The organism is Pseudomonas sp. DNDY-54, assembly GCF_019880365.1.
Taxonomy (GTDB): domain Bacteria; phylum Pseudomonadota; class Gammaproteobacteria; order Pseudomonadales; family Pseudomonadaceae; genus Stutzerimonas; species Stutzerimonas stutzeri_P.
Window position 1 is genome coordinate 250,881 of sequence record NZ_CP082271.1, and the last position, 18,864, is coordinate 269,744.

Below are 18,864 nucleotides of genomic sequence, written 5' to 3' on the forward strand. Positions count from 1 at the left end.
CGATGCGGTCACGGCGCCTTGCGGTCGCGGATCAAATAGCAGAGGTCGGGGGTTTTGCTGCAGCCGGCATAGCCCTCGTCGATGACGTCATTGAGTGCATGCTGCAGGCGCTGGACGGCTTCGTCGGGGGTGTCTTTGTGCAGCGCCAGGTACAGATCTTCAGCGCGATATTTGAGTACGGGTTTGAGCTCTTCGGCGCCTTGCGCCTTGGCGTAGTAACGCCAGACCGGATCGGCAGTCGCCCACAGGTCGAGGCGACCACTGAGCAGTTTGCGCAGATTCTCGTCTTCGCTGAGGCTGTCAATCGGGCGTAGGCCTTGGCTCTCGAGGTACTGGCTGACGCCACTGCTTTTTTGCGCGCCGATTTCGAGTCCCTTGGCCTGGCTCAGCGTGTTCACCTCGATTGGCCTGTCCGCGCTGGCAAGCAGGACGCTCTCGTAACGGGCCAGCGGACCCACCCATTTGAATTGCCTTTCGTTGTGTTCAGTGCGCGTCACTGAAAAGAGGCCGTGCCCGGTATCCGTAAGCGTCTGGTTGTAGAGGCGATCCCAGGGCGATCGAAGGGTGAGGCTATAGCCGATACCGGCACGCTTGAAAATTTCCCTTACGGTGTCTGTTGCAATCCCTTGAACCTCGTCGCCGCGGGCGAAGTTCTTATGGTTCGGCCCCATGTTGAACGGTGGGAAATTGTCGGTTTGCAGAATGATTTGATAGTTGGTCGGTAATTCCGCGTGAGCCGCACTGCTTAGGGTGAGCAGCAGGCTGAGCGATAGGATGGCTTTGCAGGAACGGCCCTTGGCATCGGCTCCTTGACGCTGTGTTTTTGTTGTTGGCCATTGAAGGGTAGTTCGCCGGTAGATAGCTCGCCAGCGCTCGGTTGGCTCAGCGTGCCGCGATTCGCGTTTGTTCGCAGGCAGGAATCAGCCGAGATGTTGTCTGTAGCGAGGGGATTGGGCAGTTGACGCAGGCGGGCGAGTGCGCGACCGGGACGGTCAGCGCACTGAGGAATTGTGGGCCGTCTGGCAGTGATTACTTGTGCAGTACGAATTGGCCCGTGAAGCGCACCGCGTCGCGACCGTCGGCTGCCAGAATCCGGCTGTGTAGCGTCAGGCGAGAGCGGCCCCGGCGTCGGTAGATCGCTTCGAACCGGTCCCAGGCACCCTCGTCTGGTGCGGAGCAAATCGCGGTCGCGTCATCCAGCACCGGCAGGGGATAGTCGATCTGTCCCTCCTGAATGACGATGTGTCCGTCTTCGATCCCTGCCTCGCGCAGGCGCAGGTGCAACCAGCCCCATCCCGCCAGCACCGACGCGCAATACAGGCTGCCGCCGAACATGCTGCTCTTGTGGTTGATGTTCGCTTGCAGCGGGACTTTCAGGCGCAGCTCATGGTTTTCCCAATGCTCAACGCGCAGGCCCATGGCCCGAGTGAGTGGGATGTCGTGATGAAGAATGGCTTCCAGATAGCGGCTGTCGCGGCTCATGCCGGGGGGTTCCCAAAACGTTTGCAGATACAGGCAGACGTCAAGCATGACTGCTGAGTCACGAGATTGCCAGTGGTCCACTCGCGCTTTTTTTAAGCAGCCAAAAGGCCAGTCAGCGGCACCGTTAGCGACTCAGCGAGCAGCAGTTTTCTGCTGGTACGCGCAATACCCCGGCCGCGGGCCAACCCGCGGATGGTTGCGGCAGGTATCGGGCCGCTTGGCGTATACCGTGCATAAGCGGGTTTGCCGATCGAGGTACAGGCAGTCGCCGTTGGTCATCCGGGTGAGGGTAAAAAGCCCGTGCTTTTGATTGAAGTGCTCGATGATGCCCGCTTTGCTCAGGCGTTTGGCGATCTGCTTGGCCGGTTCATCACGTTCGAAGGCATCGACGGCCTCCAAGCGAATCAGGTCGTCTATGCGCACTTCGATCGGCAGCGTGCAGCAGGTTGCCCGGCAATCACCGCACAATCCATTGCTATAGCGAGCCCAGGTTTCCAGGCGGTCGGGGTCGGCAGAAGCAATCAGTCGAGTCTTCACGAAGCGGCATCGATAAGGGCGGCGCGCGATCATAACGACCCCGCGTGGAATTTCCAGCGAATCCGACGAGTCGAACGCCGGACAGACGGTCGCGCAGACTCAGCCGAAACCTGCAAACCTGTCTGCATTGCCTTTTTGCCGAGGTGGCCCGGTGCTGCCATGAACCCCTCATTTCCTAATATTCCGCTCACGAGGTCTGTCCATGACGCAAGAATCGAACGCTCCCAACGCCGACGAAGTCGCAGCCTTCCGTAACTCGATCATCAGCAAGCTGACCTACTCGATCGGCAAGGACCCGGAACATGCATCCGATCATGATTGGTTCGAGGCGGTAGCGCTGGCGACCCGTGATCGGATGATCGATCAGTGGATGGACCGGACGCGGGAAGGTTATCGCCAGGGCAAGAAGCGTGTGTATTACCTCTCGCTGGAATTCCTGATTGGCCGTTTGCTGACCGATAGCTTGAGCAACTTGGGCCTGCTCGACGTGGCGCGCGATGCACTTGCGGGCGTCGACGTGGACTTCGAGCGCATCCGCGTGCTGGAGCCCGACGCGGCGTTGGGCAACGGCGGGCTGGGGCGGTTAGCGGCCTGTTTCATGGAGAGTATGGCGACGCTCGGCGTGGCCGCGCATGGTTACGGTATTCGCTACGATCATGGCCTGTTTCGTCAGGCGATCGTCGATGGTTGGCAGCACGAGCAGACCGAAACCTGGCTGAATTTCGGCAATCCCTGGGAATTCGAGCGCCCCGAAGTCAGCTACCTGATCGGCTTTGGCGGCAGCGTGGCGGCGATGCCGGTCGATGGCGGTGGCGGCGATCAGCCCAAGCATTTCTGGCATTGGGCCGAAGGGGTCCGAGCCATCGCCTACGACACGCCAGTCGTCGGCTGGCGGGGCGCCAGCGTCAATACCCTGCGTCTGTGGCGCGCGCGTGCAGAGGCGGACTTCCATCTGGAGCGTTTCAATGCCGGCGACCACATCGGCGCGGTGGCCGAAGAAGCGCGGGCGGAGAGCATTTCGCGGGTGCTGTATCCGGCCGACAGCACCGAAGCGGGGCAGGAGCTGCGCCTGCGACAGGAGTATTTCTTCGTCGCCGCCTCCTTGCAGGACCTGCTGCGCCGGCACATGGAACAGCGCGGCACGCTGATGAACCTGCCCGAGTTCGCCGCGATCCAGCTCAATGACACGCACCCGGCTATTGCGGTGGCGGAGCTGATGCGATTGCTCGTCGACGTGAACGACATTCCGTGGCGCAAGGCTTGGGAGCTGACCGTCGGCACCTTGTCCTACACCAACCATACGCTGCTGCCCGAGGCGCTGGAGACTTGGCCGGTGGGCCTGATGGAGCGGCTGCTGCCGCGCCATATGCAGATCATCTACCTGATCAACGCCCAGCATCTCGATGCGTTGCGCGAACGCGGCATCCACGACCTCGATCTGCTGCGCTCAGTCTCGCTCATCGAGGAAGGGCATGGCCGCCGTGTGCGCATGGGTAACCTGGCGTTCCTGGGCTCGCACTGCGTCAACGGCGTCTCGGCATTGCACACCGGTTTGATGCGCGAGACGGTCTTCACCGATCTGCATTCGCTGTACCCCAAACGCATCAGCAACAAAACCAATGGCATCACCTTCCGGCGCTGGCTGTATCAGTCCAACCCGCAGCTGACCCAACTGCTGGTCGAGCATGTTGGCGAAGAGTTATTGGACTCGCCGGAAACTCTGTTGCGCCAGCTCGAACCGTATGCCGACCAACCCAACTTCCGCGCACGCTTCGCCGCGCAGCGCCTGGGCAACAAGCAATTGCTTGCGCGCATGATTCAGGAGCGTCTGGGCATCAGCGTCGATCCGAATGCGTTGTTCGATGTGCACGTCAAGCGCATCCACGAATACAAGCGTCAGTTGCTGAACCTGCTGCATACCGTCGCGCTGTATCAGGCGATTCGCTCTGATCCGGGCGGCCATTGGGTTCCGCGCGTGAAGATCTTCGCCGGCAAGGCGGCGGCCAGTTATCACACGGCCAAACTGATCATCAAATTGACCAACGACATCGCGCGGACCATTAACGACGACCCGACGGTACGGGGCCTGCTGAAGGTCGTGTTCCTGCCCAACTACAACGTCAGTCTCGCCGAGCGGATCATCCCGGCCGCCGACCTGTCCGAACAGATATCCACCGCAGGGCTCGAGGCGTCGGGAACCAGCAACATGAAGTTCGCCCTCAACGGCGCGCTGACCATTGGCACGCTGGATGGCGCCAACGTCGAAATGTGCGAGCAGATCGGTGCTGAGCACATGTTCATCTTCGGCATGACCGCCCAGGAAGTCGAGGCGCGCAAGCAGGCCAACGAGTACAGCGCCGAGGCCACCATCATTGGGTCTCCGCGGCTTAATGAAGTGCTGATGGCGATCCGCGACGGTGCCTTCTCCGCTGAGGACCCGGCCCGTTACACCGCCTTGATCGATGGGCTGACATGGCACGACACCTTCATGGTCTGTGCCGATTTCGAGGCGTACTGGCAGGCGCAGCTTGAGGTCGAAGCGCGCTGGCGTGATGCTGATAGCTGGTGGCGCTCAGCCGTGTTGAATACGGCCCGCACCGGCTGGTTCTCATCGGATCGCACTATTCGGGAATACGCCGAGGAAATCTGGAAAGTGCTCTGAGTATGGGCGCGCGGCCTGGTTGGCTCCGTTGAGCGGAGCTGGCAGGCCGTTTGAGGATGCTCCCGGTTCGGGGAGGGCGGAGGCACAGCGTTGAAGGCACTTTGCCGCCTCGCTGAACTCCGCGCCCTGTTGGCAGGTCTGAGGGAGGGTTAGATTCCCCCTGGCCTGCTAAACTGCGCGGGTTTTTCCATCCTCCGGAGCCATTCCATGTCACGCGTAACCCTGAGTCGCTACTTGATTGAGCAGACCCGCAGCAACAACACCCCTGCAGATCTGCGCTTCCTTATCGAGGTAGTGGCTCGAGCGTGCAAGGAAATCAGCCACGCGGTATCCAAGGGTGCGCTGGGCGGCGTGCTTGGCAGCGCCCATAGCGAGAACATCCAGGGCGAAGTGCAGAAGAAGCTGGACGTGCTGTCCAACGAGATCCTGCTCGAAGCCAACGAGTGGGGCGGTCACCTGGCCGGCATGGCCTCGGAAGAAATGGACAATGCTTATCAGATCCCCGGCAAGTACCCCAAAGGGGCCTATCTGCTGGTGTTCGATCCGCTGGATGGGTCCAGCAACATTGACGTCAACGTGTCGGTTGGCACTATCTTCTCGGTGCTGCGTTGTCCCGGTGAATGCTTCACACAGAACGACGCGCTGGGTGAAGAGGCGTTCCTTCAGCCAGGCACCAAGCAGGTGGCGGCCGGTTACGCCATCTACGGACCGCAGACCATGCTGATGCTGACGCTGGGCAATGGCGTTATGGGCTTCACGCTGGATCGCGAGCTGGGCAGCTTCGTGCTAACCCACGAGGACATCTGCGTACCGGAAAGCACGGCTGAATTCGCCATCAACATGTCCAATCAGCGCCATTGGGAAGCACCGGTGCAGCGTTACGTTGGCGAGCTGTTGGCTGGCACCGAAGGCCCCTTGAACAAGAATTACAACATGCGCTGGATCGCCTCCATGGTGGCCGATGTGCATCGCATTTTGACCCGTGGCGGCATGTTCATGTACCCACGCGATTCCCGTGAGCCGGGCAAGGCCGGCAAGCTGCGGTTGATGTACGAAGCCAACCCGATGTCATTCATCATCGAGCAGGCCGGCGGCGCCGCCACGACCGGCACTCAGCGTATCCTCGACGTCCAGCCCGAATCGCTGCATCAACGCGTACCGGTCTTCCTGGGCTCCAAGGAAGAAGTCGAGCGCGTCACCGGCTATCACCAGGCCTGACTGATGCAGGCGCCATGGCTGGAACTGCTGAACTGGTGGTTCGGCGAAGGCGCCAGCGCTGCTGAGATCGCCAGGCAAAAGCAAGGGCTTTGGTTTGGCTACCGGGCTGAACAGGACGCTGAGGCGCGTCAGCGCTTCGGTGAACTGACCGACAAGGCGCAGGCAGGCGAGCTGGACGCCTGGGCTCAATCGCCACAGGGTTGGCTGGCCCTGGTACTGCTGCTCGATCAGCTGCCACGAATGATTTATCGAGGCACCGCACAGGCGTTTGCCGGCGATGAGCGAGCACTTCAGCTCGTACGCGACGGCATGGCCCACGGCGGCGATGTGCTCTTGGCGCCGATTCAGCGTGTGTTTATCTATCTGGTGCTCGAGCATGCGGAAAACCTCAGCATGCAAGATCTGGCGGTGCAGCAATTCGAATTGCTGCTCAGCATCGCGAGTGCCGACGAGCAGAAGCTTTTTGGTGAATTTCTGGACTTTGCAGAACGTCATCGGAGCGTGATTGCGCGTTTTGGTCGATTTCCCCACCGCAATAGCGCACTGGGGCGGGACTCTAGCGAGGCCGAGCGGGCTTTTCTCGCCGAACCCGGTTCGCGCTTCTAGTCGCGGCGCGGAACCTCCCAAGCGGCCCGCTTCCTAAGTTATTACTAGCCAGGCGCGGCCAAGCACGGCAGCTGCCGACCTTCAAAGGAACCCATCATGTCGTTGCGCCATTTATTACTGCTCACCACTGTTGTGCTGTTGGCTGCGTGCAGCCCGGTGACGCAGGAGAACTTCGCCAAGCTGCAGGCTGGAATGTCCCGCGCTGAAGTCGAAGAACTGCTCGGGAAACCAGGTGAGTGCGCCGGGGCACTGGGCATGTCGAGTTGCACTTGGGGGCAGAAGAATCGCTTCATCAGCATTCAGTTTGCCGGAGACAAGGTCATGATGTTCTCGGGCCAAGGCCTCAAATAAGGGAGTTCCCATGCGTCTATTCATCGCGTTGTGCTGCACGTTGCTGATCGCTGGATGTGCACGGTCAGGGTCGGATACCGACGCACCGATGACGGTCGGGAATGTCGATCTCGAGCGGTATCAGGGCACCTGGTACGAGCTGGCGCGTTTGCCAATGTTCTTTCAGCGTAACTGCATCCGCTCCGAAGCAAATTACCGCCTGCAGGATGACGGCAACGTCGCGGTGACCAATCGTTGTGAGACCAAGGACGGGGAATGGCAGCAGGCGGAAGGCGAGGCGGTTCCTCAGCAGGCGGGGCAGACCGACAAGCTTTGGGTGCGCTTCGATAACTGGTTCAGCAATCTCTTTCCAGGACTGACCAAGGGCCACTACTGGATTCTCTACCTCGATAATGACTACAGCGTAGCGCTGGTGGGTAGCCCGGATCGGGACTATCTCTGGCTGTTGTCACGCGAACCGGAAGTCAATGCGGCGACGCGTGACAAACTGCTGGATGAAGCGCGTCAGCGCGGTTACGACGTCAGTGGGCTTATCTGGCGCGGTGAATCAGAGCCGAGTTGATCGCCGCCGGCCCGCTCAAGTCTCTCTCTAGTGGGCGGACACGCGTCGGGCACATTGAAAGGTGATGGCTGCGGTTAATCCCAATCCAACCGCGCCAGGAGCCACTCGCCGTCTTCCCGCCACCACTCGAGCTTGACGTGATAATGGCCGACGCGCTGAGGCAGCCAGCGCTCGGCACCTGTTAATGCCACCTGAGCTTCGCTGTAGCCCTTGTCCGGGTACGTGGGGTCAATCCAGCTCTGGGGGTTGAGCGCAATCACCCCAACGTTGCCGTGACGCAGAAACATCAGCGCCGCGGTGCGGCGTACCCACTCCCGATCAAGCTGCTGGTTGGCGCTGAATTCAGGATGAATTCGAGCCATCAGCGCGTCGTTATCCTTCCCTCCGATACTGTCCTGCAGTGACTGCGCGGCGGATTCCAGTGCGGCCTGGGAGTCCTCCCGGCTACAACCGGCCAGCACCAGCGCTGCTATCGCCACCGTTGCGGCTAATTTCCATAGGGGCATGCCGAACCTCTCGAACCTCGTTATGATGCCGGAAACGCCAGGCAAGTCCCCGACCTACCGACCATGGAGTGTGCCATGCAGACCTTGTATCCGGAGATCAAACCCTACGCTCGGCATGAGCTGGCGGTCGAAGCGCCGCACGTGCTTTATGTCGACGAGAGTGGGTCGCCGGAGGGCCTGCCTGTGGTGTTCGTGCATGGCGGGCCTGGCGGAGGTTGCGATGCGCTGAGTCGGCGCTTCTTCGACCCGAACCTTTACCGGATCATCACGTTCGATCAGCGTGGCTGCGGGCGTTCCACGCCCCACGCGAGCCTGGAAAACAACACCACTGCGCACCTGATCGCCGACATGGAGCGAATTCGCGAGTACCTCGGCCTCGATAAGTGGGTCCTGTTCGGCGGGTCCTGGGGCTCTACGTTGTCGCTGGCCTACGCTCAGGCATTTCCCGAGCACGTACATGCATTGATCCTGCGCGGCATCTTTCTCTGTCGACCGAAGGAATTCTCCTGGTTTTACCAAGAAGGTGCCAGCCGACTGTTTCCCGATTACTGGCAGGACTTTCTCTCGCCGATTCCACCGGAGGAGCGCGGCGATCTGATGCAGGCCTACTACAAGCGGCTGACTGGAACCGATCAGATTGCCCAGATGCATGCGGCCAAGGCCTGGTCCTGCTGGGAGGGGCGTACGGCCACGTTGCGGCCGAATACCCAGGTGGTCGATCGCTTCTCCGACACCCATCGCGCACTGGCCATGGCCCGCATCGAGTGCCATTACTTCGTCAATAACGCATTCCTCGAGCCCGATCAGCTGTTGCGTAACATGCACAAGATTGCGCACCTGCCAGGCATCATCGTGCATGGTCGCTATGACGTCATATGCCCGCTGGAGAATGCCTGGGAGCTACACGAGGCATGGACCAACAGTGAATTGCAGATCATCCGCGAAGCAGGACATTCCGCGTCGGAGCCGGGCATTTGTGACGCCCTGGTGCGTGCCGCGGCGGACATCGCGAAGCGTTTGCTCGATCTGCCACCTGAGGAGGCCTGATGAAGGCGCTGATCCAGCGTGTGCGACACGCGCGGGTCGAAGTGGCGGGCGAAGTGGTGGGGAGCATCGACGTTGGGCTGCTGGTGCTCCTCGGGGTGGAGCGTGACGATGACCACGCCCGAGCCGACAAGCTGCTGCACAAGCTTCTGCGTTATCGGGTGTTCAGCGATGAGCAGGGCAAGATGAACCGTTCCGTGAGTGACGTTGGGGGCGGCCTGTTGCTGGTTTCTCAGTTCACCTTGGCGGCTGACACGGGCAGCGGTCTGAGGCCGAGCTTTTCCAGCGCGGCACCGCCGATGCTCGGCGAAGAAATGTACGACTACGTGCTCGCTCAGGCCCACCGACAACACCCCGAGGTTGCCTGTGGTCGTTTCGGAGCCGAGATGCAGGTGCACCTTCAAAACGACGGCCCGGTGACCTTCCTGCTTGAAAGCTGAGGGCGACGCTCGGTTCGATCAGCGCTTCGAGGGCTCAAGCCCGTTTTCATGAAGCCACGTGATGGCGTACTCACGCAGCTGTACGGTCTGGTAATCCAGCCAGGCCTGGCGAACTTCCGGGAAGTCCTCCAGCTTGAAGTCGAACGTTCGCAGCGGCTTGCGGCCCTGCAAAGCGTCACTCAACACTGCATGAGCGTTGGGGTCGTGCTGGGTAAACAGAAACGCCTCACGCATAGCGATTGACTGGGCGAGTTCAAGCGGCTCGATGTGCAGAAAACGGTCTTCCTGAACGTCATACTTGTCGTTCACGCCTGGTGCTGTTTCGCCGGGAAAGAGCGCACGGATTTCACCTGACTCGAGATCGAGGTAATGCTCGCTGGCGTCGCGATTGTCCAGCGCGTACTCCAGGCGGTGTAGATCAATGGTCAACGGTCGCATAGCGGTTACTACTGTTTGGGTTCAGTATGTCTGACCTGCTCGGCGAAGATGCGTGCATTACGTTCATCGGTATCGGTAGCTGGCCGTCTACACGCTGACGCTCAGAACAGGCGCGCCAGCAGCGCGCTGACAGCGGTTTCCACGCGCAGAATACGATCGCCCAGCTGCACCGGCTGCAGGCCGGCTTCAGACAACTTGTCGATTTCGTACGGTATCCATCCGCCTTCCGGTCCGATCGCCAGCGTCACCGGGCCTGTCACGGCGCGTGGGCAGGACGGGTAGTCGCCAGGGTGACCGACCAGGCCTTGGGTGCCGGCAGTCAGTTGGAGCAGGCGATCCTCGACGAAGGGCTTGAAGCGCTTCTCGATGCTTACTTCCGGAAGGACCGTGTCGCGCGCCTGCTCCAGGCCGAGCAGCAGCTGTTCGCGAATGGCGGCAGGCTCCAGAAACGGGGTTTGCCAGAAACTCTTTTCCACGCGGTAGCTGTTGAGCAACACCAGCTGCGGCACGCCCATGCAGGCGACCGTCTGCAACACGCGGCGGAGCATTTTTGGTCTGGGGAGTGCCAGCAGCAGCGTGATCGGCAGTTTGGCCGGGGGAGGCTGCGTCAACGAGATTTCCAGCTCCGCCTCGTGGGCGTCCAGACGCAGAATCCGGCCATGGCCCATGTCGGCGCCGAGGCGGCCGACTCGCAGGCTTTGGCCCGCTTCGGCGCGGTGAACATCCTGGATATGCTGTAGCCGCCGATCACGCACGATTACCCGGTCGGCGGCCACAAAGTCGGCCGCCTCCAGCAGCAGCAGGTTCACGAGCGGGGGGCTGGTGGCTGGTCGCCGGTGTGCGTGTCGCCATCGTCCGCGTCGCCGCGGAACTCTTCCTCGCGCTTCTTGACCATGCTGCCGCAGATCAAGCCTGCTTCGAACAGCAGCCACATGGGGATGGCGAGCAGCGCCTGCGAGAAGACGTCCGGCGGTGTCAGCACCATGCCCACCACAAAGCAGCCAACGACGACGTAAGGGCGGCTTTTGCGTAGCGTGGCGACATCGACGATGCCGACCCAGATCAGCAGAAAGGTCGCCACCGGGATTTCGAAGGCCACACCGAAGGCGAAAAATAGGGTCAGGACAAAATCAAGGTATTGACCAATGTCCGTCATCATCGCCACACCTTCCGGCGTCACGCTGGCGAAAAAACCGAACATGATCGGGAACACGACGAAATAGGCGAAAGCCATGCCGCCGTAGAACAGAAAGATGCTGGAGATAAGCAGCGGCACTGCAACGCGCTTCTCGTGCTTGTACAGACCCGGCGCGATGAAGCTCCATATTTGATGGAGGATGACGGGCATCGACAAGAACAGCGCGACCATCATGGTCAGCTTGAACGGCGTCAGAAAGGGCGAAGCCACACCCGTGGCGATCATGGTCGCCCCTTCCGGTAAGTAAGCCCGGAGCGGTGCGGCAACCAGCGAATAGATCTGCTGGGAAAAATAGAACAACGCGCCGAACAGCAACAGGATTGCGACCACACAACGCAGCAAGCGCTTACGCAGCTCAGTCAGGTGGGCAATGAGCGGCATTTCCTGATCATCAGTGGAGGTATTGCTCATGGTTCGGCAGGTCTGTCCGGACGTGGTGCGGGGGCCGTTTCGGCGGGTTGGGTGGTTTCAGCGGGCGGTGATGCCGTGAGATCAGTCGCGTTCGGCGGTGGGGTGGCAGACTGTGGCGACGGGGTGCTGGATGCGCTTGGTGAGCTGGGCATGATGCTCTGCTTCATCTCACGCTCGAGATCGAGGATGCGTTCGTTGTGCAGCTGCCGGCGTATCTCATCAGCGCCGATCTCGCGCTCGACCTCGGCCTTGATGTTGGCGAAGCTGCGCTTGGCCCGGCCGATCCACAAGCCTGCGGTGCGCACGGCGCCGGGCAAACGCTCGGGGCCGAGTACGAACAGCGCGACCAGGCCGATCAGCAGCAGTTCAGTGAAGCCGATATCGAACATGGCGCCTCAGTTCTTCTTCGTCGGATCTTCGACCTTGCGGGCCTCGGCATCGATGGTGTGATTCTGCTTTTCTTCGACGCTGGGCTTCTCCTCATCGGTACCCATGGACTTGCGGAAGCCCTTGATCGCGTCGCCGAGGTCGGAGCCCAGGCCCTTGAGGCGCTTGGTGCCAAAAAGCATGACCACGATGAGCAGTACGATCAGGAGTTGCCAGACGCTGATTCCACCAAAACCCATGCTGCAGTACTCCGTAGTTGTCTTATCAGGATTGTGGGCGTGCGGCTTTTTCCGCATGCCCTGAGAGACCGAATCGCCGGTCCAGTTCGTCTAGAACCGCCTGTGGATGCTGGTCCAGAGCAGCCAGCATCACCAGGCTGTGAAACCACAAGTCGGCGGTTTCGTAGATTAGGTCACTAGCGTCGCCGCTGGCGGCAGCATCTTTTGCGGCCAGAATGGTTTCCACCGATTCTTCGCCAACCTTCTCGAGAATCTTGTTCAAGCCTTTGTGATACAGGCTGGCCACGTAAGAGCTGTCCGCTGCGGCACCCTTGCGGGACTCCAGCACATCCGCCAGGCGGGCAAAGGTGTCACTCATGTTTGTGCTCCGCGTAAATGGCGTGCGGGTCCTTGAGGACAGGCTCAACGGTTTTCCAGTCACCGTTCTCGTATATCCGGTAGAAGCAGCTCTCGCGACCGGTATGGCACGCGATGCCGCCGATCTGCTCGACCCTCAACACGACGACATCGGCATCACAATCCAGGCGCAGTTCATGGAGCTGCTGTACATGCCCGGACTCTTCCCCCTTGCGCCACAGCTTGCCACGCGAACGTGACCAATAAACGGCACGGTTTTCGGTCGCCGTCAGCGCCAGTGCTTCACGGTTCATCCAGGCCATCATCAAGATGCGGCCGGTCTGATGATCCTGCGCGATAGCCGGCACCAGGCCGTCTTCGTTCCAGTTGATTTGGTCCAGCCAGTCCATCGAATTCTCCGCTCAATGCCCCAAGTGTGCCAGCCTCGCCGACCGCTGGCTATCGGCGTACCACGATGTAAATGCCGGCCGCGAGCATCAGCCCTGATGGCCAACTCGTCACCCATGAATAGCTGTCCATACCTGCAGCCAGCGTTGCACCACCGCCCAGCAACAAGGCACCGACGAGCCGCAGTGGCCAATGATGGCGCTGCTCACGCCAAGGTGGCGGCAGATTGTTCGCGTGGGGGTTGGACATGCGTTCAAGCAGTTCGCGAGTCATGCCGGCGAGGTGCGGCAGTTGCTCGATCTGCGCTTGCGCATTCTTCAGCAACTGCTTCGGGCTCATGCGCTCCCGCATCCACCGCTCTAGGTACGGCTGGCCGGTGGCCCAGAGATCGAGCTCGGGGTAGAGCTCGCGACCCAGGCCTTCGATGTTCAGCAGCGTCTTCTGTAGTAGCACGAGCTGCGGCTGGACTTCCATGTTGAAGCGCCGTGCGACCTGGAACAGTCGAACAAGGAGCTGTCCGAATGAGATGTCCTTCAACGGCTTTTCGAAGATTGGCTCGCAGACGGTACGAATCGCCGCTTCGAACTCGTTGACCTTGGTTTCCGCGGGCACCCAGCCGGAATCGATGTGTAGCTGCGCTACCTTGCGGTAGTCGCGTCTGAAAAACGCCATCAGGTTGCGCGCGAGGTAATCCTGATCTTCAGGCGTGAGGCTGCCCACGATGCCGAAATCTACGGCGATGTACTGCGGGTTCCACGGTTGGTGGGTGCTGACGAAAATATTGCCGGGGTGCATGTCGGCGTGGAAAAAGCTGTCTCGAAACACCTGGGTGAAAAAGATCTCAACACCGCGTTCGGCTAGCTGCTTCATGTCGGTGCGCTGCTCGGCTAAGCGGGTCATGTCGGTGACCGGAACGCCGTAGATGCGCTCCATCACCAACACTTGTGGACGGCAGAGATCCCAGTAGACCTGGGGCACGTACAGCAGCGGCGAACCCTGAAAGTTGCGCTTGAGCTGGCTGGCGTTGGCCGCTTCGCGCAGCAGGTCGAGCTCGTCGTAGATGGTTTTGGCGTAGTCATCGACCACTTCGACGAGGTGCAGGCGGCGGGCTTCGGTCGAAGCGCGTTCGGCGGTTTTGGCGAGCAGGAACAACCACGCAATATCCTGGCTGATGATGGGGCGCAGATTGGGTCGGACGACCTTGACCACCACTTCTTCGCCGCTGCGCAACTTCGCGGCATGAACCTGGGCTACCGAGGCGGAGGCCAGCGGCTTGCTGTCGAAGCGGGCAAACACCTCACCTACCGGTGCGCCCAGCTGCCGTTCGATCAGCGCTTGTGCGACGGCCGAATCGAACGGCGGGACTCGATCCTGCAGCATCGCCAGCTCTTCGGCGATATCCAGCGGCAGCAGATCACGGCGGGTCGAGAGAATCTGACCGAACTTGATGAAGATCGGCCCCAGGCCCTCGAGTGCCAGACGCAAACGCGCCCCCCGCGAGAGCTCGGTCCGCCGGCGAGGCAGCCAGCGCCAAGGCAGCAGACAGCTGGTCGCGCGCAGCCACCAGGGCATTGGCAGGTCGAGGATGATGTCGTCGAGGCGGTAGCGGATCACCACCAGCAGGATGCGAAACAGGCGGCGAGTCGCGGCGAACAGCTTCATTTGGATCGGTCTGGTTTCAGAGATGGGTTGAGCCGCTCGATGCGGGCTTCGAGTCGGTCAAGGTCAAGCTTGAGGCGATCAAGTTCGGCAAAGCGGGTTTCTGCCTCGGCTAGGCCGACCAGGGCTCGGGATTCTTCGTTTAAATAGTCGGCGAGGCTCTGACGCAGGCTTTGGGCACTTTGTCGCGCCCAGGCGGTCTGGCTTCGGATACCGGAGCCAAGCAGTTGCGTAGCGACCGGACCGAGCCAGCGTGAAACCTCATATTCCCAGTCCAGTTCGAGGTCCTGCAGAACCTCAGCGAGGCTCATCAGCACACCACTGTCACCGTCAATCTCGACATCCGGCCCGTGCAGGATTGCCGTCTTGTTGCGGCTGGCGGCCAGCCGCAACAAGCTGGTTGCAGGCGCGCGCAGACGGCAGTCGGGTTCGCTGCCCCACGCTTCGGCGAGGCGCAGACCTTCGCCATCCGCGAGAATGAACAACCGCCAGGTGGGTGCCGTGCAGTCGATCTCGATGATGCGACCGCCGAGCCGAGCCAGCCGCGGCAGGGCCGTCGGATCCAGGCGCAGCGCGCGATTGATCGCTTGCTCGACGCCGGCCAGCAGCGCGGTGCGCAGCATCAGGGTTTGATGCCGCGGTGCAGGGCGACGATGCCGCCCGTCATGTTGTGATAGGTGACGCGCTCAAAACCGGCATCGACCATCATGCCTTTGAGCGTTTCCTGATCCGGGTGCATGCGGATCGACTCGGCCAGGTAGCGGTAGCTCTCCGAATCGTTGGTGATCAGCTTGCCCATCATCGGGAGCAGGCTGAACGAGTAGGCGTCGTACGCCTTGGAAAACAGCTGATTAGTGGGCTTGGAAAATTCCAACACCAGCAGCCGTCCGCCGGGCTTGAGCACGCGCAACATGGAGGCGATAGCGTCTTCCTTGTGCGTCACGTTGCGCAGGCCGAAGGCGATGGTCACCACATCGAAATAGTTGTCGGGGAACGGAAGCTTCTCGGCATCCGCCTGCACGAACTTCACGTTACCGGCCACGCCCTTGTCCAGCAGGCGGTCACGCCCGACCTTTAGCATCGAGGCGTTGATATCGGCTAGCACAACCTCGCCGGTCGGGCCGACGATGCGCGAGAACTGTCTCGCCAGATCGCCCGTACCGCCAGCGATGTCCAGTACGCGATTGCCGTGGCGCACGCCGGACAACTCGATGGTGAAGCGCTTCCAGAGGCGATGCACGCCGCCGGACATCAGGTCGTTCATCAGGTCGTATTTGGCGGCTACAGAATGGAACACCTCGGCCACCTTGTGCGCCTTCTCGCTCTCCGGCACGTTCTTGTAGCCGAAGTGGGTGGTGGGTTCTGCGTCACGCTCTTTGCGGGGATCGGTCATGTCACTGTCACCGGAAGAATGTGCCGGCATTCTAAACCTAAAAGCGTCGTTGAGCGCGACGCCGCGAGCGGCAAGTCAGCGCAGCGAAGGCAACGTCCGCCCGCGTCCGATGGCCGGTTGCAGCTGCTGCACGCTGGTATAGTGCGCCCTTTTTTCGGCCTGCCTTTCAGGAGTCGCCATGGCCCGCATCGTTGTTGAGCGCACCCACACCCTTGGCCGCGAGGTGGCGCGAGAAAAAGCCGAACAAGTGGCTGCGAAACTGTCGCGTGAATACGGTGTGAGTTGTGAATGGCAAGGCGATGTGCTGGCTGTGCGGCGTAGCGGGGCGGAGGGCCGCATCGAGGTGGAAGAGCGCCGCGTTAAAGTCTTGCTGAACCTTGGTTGGCTGCTGTCGGCCATGGGCGGCAATGTCCAGGCGGAGATTGAGCGTGCATTGGACAAGGCGCTGGCTTGAGCCGACTGTCGTTGAGCCCATCGGCCGCCCCGACGAGAGGTCCAGGATGTAGGGTGGATGTCGCTTTTTACATCCACCGTGGCGCTGCTCGGTGAACCTTGGGTCGACCTTGCAGAAGCCTGCCTTCAGAGCATCATCTTCACCGGCGAGATGTCCGGATCACGGGACTTTCCTGCTTTCGCCAGTGTGTCCAGGTAGTCATCCCACAGCTGCTGCTGGTTGCTGGCCAGGTGGTAAAGGTAATCCCAGGTATACAGGCCGCTGTCGTGGCCATCGCTGAACGTGAGTTTCAGTGCGTATTGGCCGGCCGGCTCGATACCCTCCAGTGCGACGTTGATCTTTCCGGTCTGCAGGATCGGATTACCGTGACCTTGCACCTCGGCTGAGGGGGAGTGAACGCGGAGGAATTCGGCGGGTAGCACGTAACGCTGCTCTGGGCCATATTCCAGCTCCAGCGTCTTGGAGAGCTTGTGCAGCTTGATGGCGGTTGGAATGCGCATGCCGGGACTCCGGGCGTGGGCGGCATCAGGAGTGGCGCGCTTGCAACTCCTGACTTGTGGCCTCCCGATTAAAGGATGTAGCGCGACAGGTCTTCGTCTTCGGCCAGCTCACCGAGGTGGCTGTTGACGTAGTCGACGTCGATACGGATCGGTTCGCCATTCTGTTGGCCGGCCAGATCGCCGGCACTGAACGACACCTCCTCCAGCAAGCGCTCCAGCAAGGTGTGAAGACGGCGTGCACCGATGTTCTCGGTCTTCTCGTTCACTTGCCAGGCGATCTGCGCCAGACGCTTGATGCCATCCTCGGCGAATTCGATGCCCAGCCCTTCGGTCTTGAGCAGTTCACGGTACTGCTCAGTGAGCGAGGCGTGCGGTTCGGTGAGGATGCGTTCGAAGTCTTCCGGCGACAGCGCCTTGAGCTCGACCCGGATCGGCAGGCGACCTTGTAGTTCAGGCACCAGATCGCTGGGCTTGGACAGGTGAAACGCGCCCGATGCAATGAACAGGATGTGATCGGTCTTGACCATGCCGAGCTTGGTGTTGACGGTGCTGCCTTCGATCAGCGGCAGCAGGTCGCGCTGCACGCCTTCGCGTGACACATCGGCGCCGCTGGTGTTGCCGCGTTTGGCAACCTTGTCGATCTCATCGATGAAGACGATGCCGTGCTGCTCCACGGCTTCCAGCGCACGGGCTTTCAATTCTTCTTCGTTGACCAACCGGGCCGCTTCCTCGTCGCGGACCAGCTTGAGCGCATCCTTGATCTTCAGCTTGCGGCTCTTCTTCTTGCCCTTGCCCATGTTGGAGAACAGGTTCTGCAGCTGGTTGGTCATCTCCTCCATGCCGGGTGGGGCCATGATTTCCACGCCGCCTGGGTTCTCGGCGACTTCGATATCGATTTCCTTGTCGTCCAGCTGGCCTTCGCGAAGGCGTTTGCGGAACAGTTGGCGGGTGTTTGAATCGGTGCTCTGCACCGGCTCGTCACTGAAACCGGCGGGGCGTGCCTGGGGCAGCAGGGCGTCGAGAATCCGCTCTTCGGCGGCATCCTCGGCACGATGACGCATCTTGTCGACTTCCTGCTCACGCATCATTTTCAGCGCGGCATCGGCCAGGTCGCGGATGATCGACTCCACGTCACGACCGACGTAGCCGACTTCGGTAAATTTCGTCGCTTCGACTTTGATGAAGGGGGCATTGGCCAGCTTGGCTAGGCGGCGGGCGATCTCGGTCTTGCCGACGCCGGTCGGGCCGATCATAAGGATGTTCTTCGGGGTGACTTCCGGGCGCAGCTCGGGGGAGAGCTGCATGCGCCGCCAACGGTTGCGCAGGGCAATGGCGACGGCTCGCTTGGCGTCGTCCTGGCCGATGATGTGGCGGTTGAGTTCGTGGACGATCTCGCGGGGCGTCATGGACATGGTGCGGTACTCCGGGGCTCGAGGACGGTCAGACCGCGCTGTCGAGCTCCTCGATGGTCAAGTTCTGGTTGGTGAAGACGCAGATGGTGCCGGCGATGTTCAGCGCGGTTTCGGTGATGTCCTGCGCGGACATGCTCTCGTCGCCTTTTTGCATCAAGGCCATAGCGGCAGCCTGGGCGAAACCGCCACCCGAGCCCATGGCGATCAGGTCGTTTTCGGGCTGCACGACGTCACCATTGCCGGTAATGATCAGTGACGCGTCTTTATTCGCCACGGCCAACATGGCTTCCAGGCGGCTCAGCGAGCGATCGGTCCGCCAGTCCTTAGCCAGCTCCACGGCGGCACGAACAAGGTGACCCTGATGTTTTTCCAGCTGGCCCTCGAAGCGCTCGAACAGCGTGAAGGCGTCGGCCGTTGCACCGGCAAAGCCGGCCAGTACCTGACCGTGATAAAGACGACGGACTTTCTTCGCGTTGCCTTTCATCACGGTGTTGCCGAGGGACACCTGGCCGTCGCCGCCCATGACGACTTTGCCGTTGCGGCGGACTGAAACGATGGTGGTCAAAGGAATTTCTCCACACTGCGGGGCGATGAATGCCCGAATGCGGTTGATATGGGGGA

25 protein-coding genes are annotated in these 18,864 nt (G+C 61.1%); 8 read left to right on the forward strand and 17 right to left on the reverse strand.

All coding sequences use genetic code 11. The features are described from left to right. Positions 1-8: 8 nt before the first annotated feature. The 3 genes from K4O48_RS01180 to K4O48_RS01190 all read right to left on the reverse strand — a co-directional run bounded on the left by K4O48_RS01180 (position 9) and on the right by K4O48_RS01190 (position 2,019). Positions 9-671: an ABC transporter substrate-binding protein gene (locus K4O48_RS01180; protein ID WP_260523684.1), complete on the reverse strand. Its 663-nt coding sequence runs from the start codon at positions 669-671 to the stop codon at positions 9-11. 358 nt (positions 672-1,029) lie between these two features. Continuing rightward, on the reverse strand, positions 1,030-1,482 hold the full coding sequence (locus K4O48_RS01185) for a thioesterase domain-containing protein (RefSeq protein ID WP_222910382.1): 453 nt from the start codon (positions 1,480-1,482) through the stop codon (positions 1,030-1,032). 132 nt (positions 1,483-1,614) lie between these two features. Beyond that, on the reverse strand, positions 1,615-2,019 hold the full coding sequence (locus tag K4O48_RS01190) for a YkgJ family cysteine cluster protein (protein WP_260523685.1): 405 nt from the start codon (positions 2,017-2,019) through the stop codon (positions 1,615-1,617). Positions 2,020-2,221: 202 nt separating this feature from the next. Here K4O48_RS01190 and K4O48_RS01195 point away from each other — a divergent pair, with 202 nt between their 5' ends. From K4O48_RS01195 to K4O48_RS01215, 5 genes are all read left to right on the forward strand, one after another. Continuing rightward, on the forward strand, positions 2,222-4,681 hold the full coding sequence (locus K4O48_RS01195; RefSeq protein WP_222910384.1) for a glycogen/starch/alpha-glucan phosphorylase: 2,460 nt from the start codon (positions 2,222-2,224) through the stop codon (positions 4,679-4,681). A 207-nt stretch (positions 4,682-4,888) separates the two neighbouring features. Further along, on the forward strand, positions 4,889-5,899 hold the full coding sequence (locus K4O48_RS01200) for a class 1 fructose-bisphosphatase (protein WP_222910385.1): 1,011 nt from the start codon (positions 4,889-4,891) through the stop codon (positions 5,897-5,899). Positions 5,900-5,902: 3 nt separating this feature from the next. Next, on the forward strand, positions 5,903-6,505 hold the full coding sequence (locus K4O48_RS01205) for a DUF924 family protein (protein WP_222910386.1): 603 nt from the start codon (positions 5,903-5,905) through the stop codon (positions 6,503-6,505). A 96-nt stretch (positions 6,506-6,601) separates the two neighbouring features. Further along, on the forward strand, positions 6,602-6,856 hold the full coding sequence (gene bamE, locus K4O48_RS01210; protein ID WP_222910387.1) for an outer membrane protein assembly factor BamE: 255 nt from the start codon (positions 6,602-6,604) through the stop codon (positions 6,854-6,856). A 10-nt stretch (positions 6,857-6,866) separates the two neighbouring features. Continuing rightward, on the forward strand, positions 6,867-7,418 hold the full coding sequence (locus tag K4O48_RS01215) for a lipocalin family protein (protein ID WP_222910388.1): 552 nt from the start codon (positions 6,867-6,869) through the stop codon (positions 7,416-7,418). 74 nt (positions 7,419-7,492) lie between these two features. Here the strand turns inward: K4O48_RS01215 and K4O48_RS01220 are convergent, their stop codons facing one another. Next, positions 7,493-7,924, reverse strand: a complete 432-nt coding sequence (locus tag K4O48_RS01220; RefSeq protein WP_222910389.1) for a hypothetical protein — start codon at positions 7,922-7,924, stop codon at positions 7,493-7,495. 75 nt (positions 7,925-7,999) lie between these two features. Here K4O48_RS01220 and pip point away from each other — a divergent pair, with 75 nt between their 5' ends. Both pip and dtd read left to right on the forward strand, forming a co-directional pair. Further along, on the forward strand, positions 8,000-8,971 hold the full coding sequence (gene pip / locus K4O48_RS01225; protein WP_222910390.1) for a prolyl aminopeptidase: 972 nt from the start codon (positions 8,000-8,002) through the stop codon (positions 8,969-8,971). Continuing rightward, positions 8,971-9,408, forward strand: a complete 438-nt coding sequence (gene dtd, locus K4O48_RS01230; protein WP_222910391.1) for a D-aminoacyl-tRNA deacylase — start codon at positions 8,971-8,973, stop codon at positions 9,406-9,408. Before pip ends, dtd begins: the two co-directional genes overlap by 1 nt. An 18-nt stretch (positions 9,409-9,426) precedes the next feature. Here dtd and K4O48_RS01235 read toward each other — a convergent pair whose 3' ends face one another. The 10 genes from K4O48_RS01235 to ubiE form a co-directional block, all read right to left on the reverse strand. Then, positions 9,427-9,846 (reverse strand): UPF0158 family protein, encoded by a 420-nt coding sequence (locus K4O48_RS01235; protein WP_222910392.1) that lies wholly within the window; start codon positions 9,844-9,846, stop codon positions 9,427-9,429. A gap of 101 nt (positions 9,847-9,947) precedes the next feature. Then, a complete protein-coding gene (locus K4O48_RS01240) occupies positions 9,948-10,655 on the reverse strand; it encodes a 16S rRNA (uracil(1498)-N(3))-methyltransferase (protein WP_222910393.1) in 708 nt (235 codons plus the stop codon). After that, on the reverse strand, positions 10,652-11,455 hold the full coding sequence (tatC, locus tag K4O48_RS01245; protein WP_222910394.1) for a twin-arginine translocase subunit TatC: 804 nt from the start codon (positions 11,453-11,455) through the stop codon (positions 10,652-10,654). Before tatC ends, K4O48_RS01240 begins: the two co-directional genes overlap by 4 nt. After that, positions 11,452-11,844 carry a Sec-independent protein translocase protein TatB gene (gene tatB / locus K4O48_RS01250; RefSeq protein ID WP_222910395.1) on the reverse strand — a complete coding sequence of 131 codons (393 nt, stop codon included), beginning with the start codon at positions 11,842-11,844 and terminating at the stop codon, positions 11,452-11,454. Before tatB ends, tatC begins: the two co-directional genes overlap by 4 nt. Before the next feature lie 6 nt (positions 11,845-11,850). Then, positions 11,851-12,081: a twin-arginine translocase TatA/TatE family subunit gene (gene tatA / locus K4O48_RS01255; RefSeq protein ID WP_222910396.1), complete on the reverse strand. Its 231-nt coding sequence runs from the start codon at positions 12,079-12,081 to the stop codon at positions 11,851-11,853. A 25-nt stretch (positions 12,082-12,106) separates the two neighbouring features. Further along, a complete protein-coding gene (locus K4O48_RS01260; protein ID WP_222910397.1) occupies positions 12,107-12,439 on the reverse strand; it encodes a phosphoribosyl-ATP diphosphatase in 333 nt (110 codons plus the stop codon). After that, positions 12,432-12,827, reverse strand: a complete 396-nt coding sequence (gene hisI / locus K4O48_RS01265; RefSeq protein WP_222910398.1) for a phosphoribosyl-AMP cyclohydrolase — start codon at positions 12,825-12,827, stop codon at positions 12,432-12,434. Before hisI ends, K4O48_RS01260 begins: the two co-directional genes overlap by 8 nt. A 49-nt stretch (positions 12,828-12,876) precedes the next feature. Further along, the gene (gene ubiB / locus K4O48_RS01270; RefSeq protein WP_222910399.1) at positions 12,877-14,487 is read right to left on the reverse strand and encodes a ubiquinone biosynthesis regulatory protein kinase UbiB; all 1,611 of its coding nucleotides are present in this window, start codon (positions 14,485-14,487) and stop codon (positions 12,877-12,879) included. Continuing rightward, positions 14,484-15,107 (reverse strand): SCP2 domain-containing protein, encoded by a 624-nt coding sequence (locus tag K4O48_RS01275; RefSeq protein ID WP_222910400.1) that lies wholly within the window; start codon positions 15,105-15,107, stop codon positions 14,484-14,486. Before K4O48_RS01275 ends, ubiB begins: the two co-directional genes overlap by 4 nt. Further along, positions 15,107-15,877, reverse strand: coding sequence for a bifunctional demethylmenaquinone methyltransferase/2-methoxy-6-polyprenyl-1,4-benzoquinol methylase UbiE (gene ubiE / locus K4O48_RS01280; protein ID WP_222910401.1), 771 nt, complete (start codon positions 15,875-15,877; stop codon positions 15,107-15,109). The genes K4O48_RS01275 and ubiE overlap by 1 nt, the downstream gene beginning before the upstream one ends. Positions 15,878-16,055: 178 nt before the next feature. Between ubiE and K4O48_RS01285 the strand changes: the two genes are divergently transcribed. Beyond that, positions 16,056-16,331, forward strand: coding sequence for a polyhydroxyalkanoic acid system family protein (locus K4O48_RS01285; RefSeq protein ID WP_222910402.1), 276 nt, complete (start codon positions 16,056-16,058; stop codon positions 16,329-16,331). A gap of 125 nt (positions 16,332-16,456) precedes the next feature. Here K4O48_RS01285 and K4O48_RS01290 read toward each other — a convergent pair whose 3' ends face one another. The 3 genes from K4O48_RS01290 to hslV all read right to left on the reverse strand — a co-directional run bounded on the left by K4O48_RS01290 (position 16,457) and on the right by hslV (position 18,808). Then, positions 16,457-16,831 carry a gamma-butyrobetaine hydroxylase-like domain-containing protein gene (locus tag K4O48_RS01290; protein WP_222910403.1) on the reverse strand — a complete coding sequence of 125 codons (375 nt, stop codon included), beginning with the start codon at positions 16,829-16,831 and terminating at the stop codon, positions 16,457-16,459. Between the two features lie 68 nt (positions 16,832-16,899). Then, positions 16,900-18,243: an ATP-dependent protease ATPase subunit HslU gene (hslU, locus tag K4O48_RS01295; protein ID WP_222910404.1), complete on the reverse strand. Its 1,344-nt coding sequence runs from the start codon at positions 18,241-18,243 to the stop codon at positions 16,900-16,902. A 28-nt stretch (positions 18,244-18,271) separates the two neighbouring features. Further along, on the reverse strand, positions 18,272-18,808 hold the full coding sequence (hslV, locus tag K4O48_RS01300; protein ID WP_073303503.1) for an ATP-dependent protease subunit HslV: 537 nt from the start codon (positions 18,806-18,808) through the stop codon (positions 18,272-18,274). Positions 18,809-18,864 lie beyond the last annotated feature (56 nt).

Bases quoted from the DNA above. Each gene is read 5' to 3' on its own strand.
- K4O48_RS01180 (WP_260523684.1), bottom strand. From the start codon at position 671: ATGGGGCCGAACCATAAGAACTTCGCCCGCGGCGACGAGGTTCAAGGG.
- K4O48_RS01185 (WP_222910382.1), bottom strand. From the start codon at position 1,482: ATGAGCCGCGACAGCCGCTATCTGGAAGCCATTCTTCATCACGACATC.
- K4O48_RS01195 (WP_222910384.1), top strand. From the start codon at position 2,222: ATGACGCAAGAATCGAACGCTCCCAACGCCGACGAAGTCGCAGCCTTC.
- K4O48_RS01200 (WP_222910385.1), top strand. From the start codon at position 4,889: ATGTCACGCGTAACCCTGAGTCGCTACTTGATTGAGCAGACCCGCAGC.
- K4O48_RS01205 (WP_222910386.1), top strand. From the start codon at position 5,903: ATGCAGGCGCCATGGCTGGAACTGCTGAACTGGTGGTTCGGCGAAGGC.
- bamE (WP_222910387.1), top strand. From the start codon at position 6,602: ATGTCGTTGCGCCATTTATTACTGCTCACCACTGTTGTGCTGTTGGCT.
- K4O48_RS01215 (WP_222910388.1), top strand. From the start codon at position 6,867: ATGCGTCTATTCATCGCGTTGTGCTGCACGTTGCTGATCGCTGGATGT.
- K4O48_RS01220 (WP_222910389.1), bottom strand. From the start codon at position 7,924: ATGCCCCTATGGAAATTAGCCGCAACGGTGGCGATAGCAGCGCTGGTG.
- pip (WP_222910390.1), top strand. From the start codon at position 8,000: ATGCAGACCTTGTATCCGGAGATCAAACCCTACGCTCGGCATGAGCTG.
- dtd (WP_222910391.1), top strand. From the start codon at position 8,971: ATGAAGGCGCTGATCCAGCGTGTGCGACACGCGCGGGTCGAAGTGGCG.
- K4O48_RS01235 (WP_222910392.1), bottom strand. From the start codon at position 9,846: ATGCGACCGTTGACCATTGATCTACACCGCCTGGAGTACGCGCTGGAC.
- tatC (WP_222910394.1), bottom strand. From the start codon at position 11,455: ATGAGCAATACCTCCACTGATGATCAGGAAATGCCGCTCATTGCCCAC.
- tatB (WP_222910395.1), bottom strand. From the start codon at position 11,844: ATGTTCGATATCGGCTTCACTGAACTGCTGCTGATCGGCCTGGTCGCG.
- tatA (WP_222910396.1), bottom strand. From the start codon at position 12,081: ATGGGTTTTGGTGGAATCAGCGTCTGGCAACTCCTGATCGTACTGCTC.
- K4O48_RS01260 (WP_222910397.1), bottom strand. From the start codon at position 12,439: ATGAGTGACACCTTTGCCCGCCTGGCGGATGTGCTGGAGTCCCGCAAG.
- hisI (WP_222910398.1), bottom strand. From the start codon at position 12,827: ATGGACTGGCTGGACCAAATCAACTGGAACGAAGACGGCCTGGTGCCG.
- ubiB (WP_222910399.1), bottom strand. From the start codon at position 14,487: ATGAAGCTGTTCGCCGCGACTCGCCGCCTGTTTCGCATCCTGCTGGTG.
- K4O48_RS01275 (WP_222910400.1), bottom strand. From the start codon at position 15,107: ATGCTGCGCACCGCGCTGCTGGCCGGCGTCGAGCAAGCGATCAATCGC.
- ubiE (WP_222910401.1), bottom strand. From the start codon at position 15,877: ATGACCGATCCCCGCAAAGAGCGTGACGCAGAACCCACCACCCACTTC.
- K4O48_RS01285 (WP_222910402.1), top strand. From the start codon at position 16,056: ATGGCCCGCATCGTTGTTGAGCGCACCCACACCCTTGGCCGCGAGGTG.
- K4O48_RS01290 (WP_222910403.1), bottom strand. From the start codon at position 16,831: ATGCGCATTCCAACCGCCATCAAGCTGCACAAGCTCTCCAAGACGCTG.
- hslU (WP_222910404.1), bottom strand. From the start codon at position 18,243: ATGTCCATGACGCCCCGCGAGATCGTCCACGAACTCAACCGCCACATC.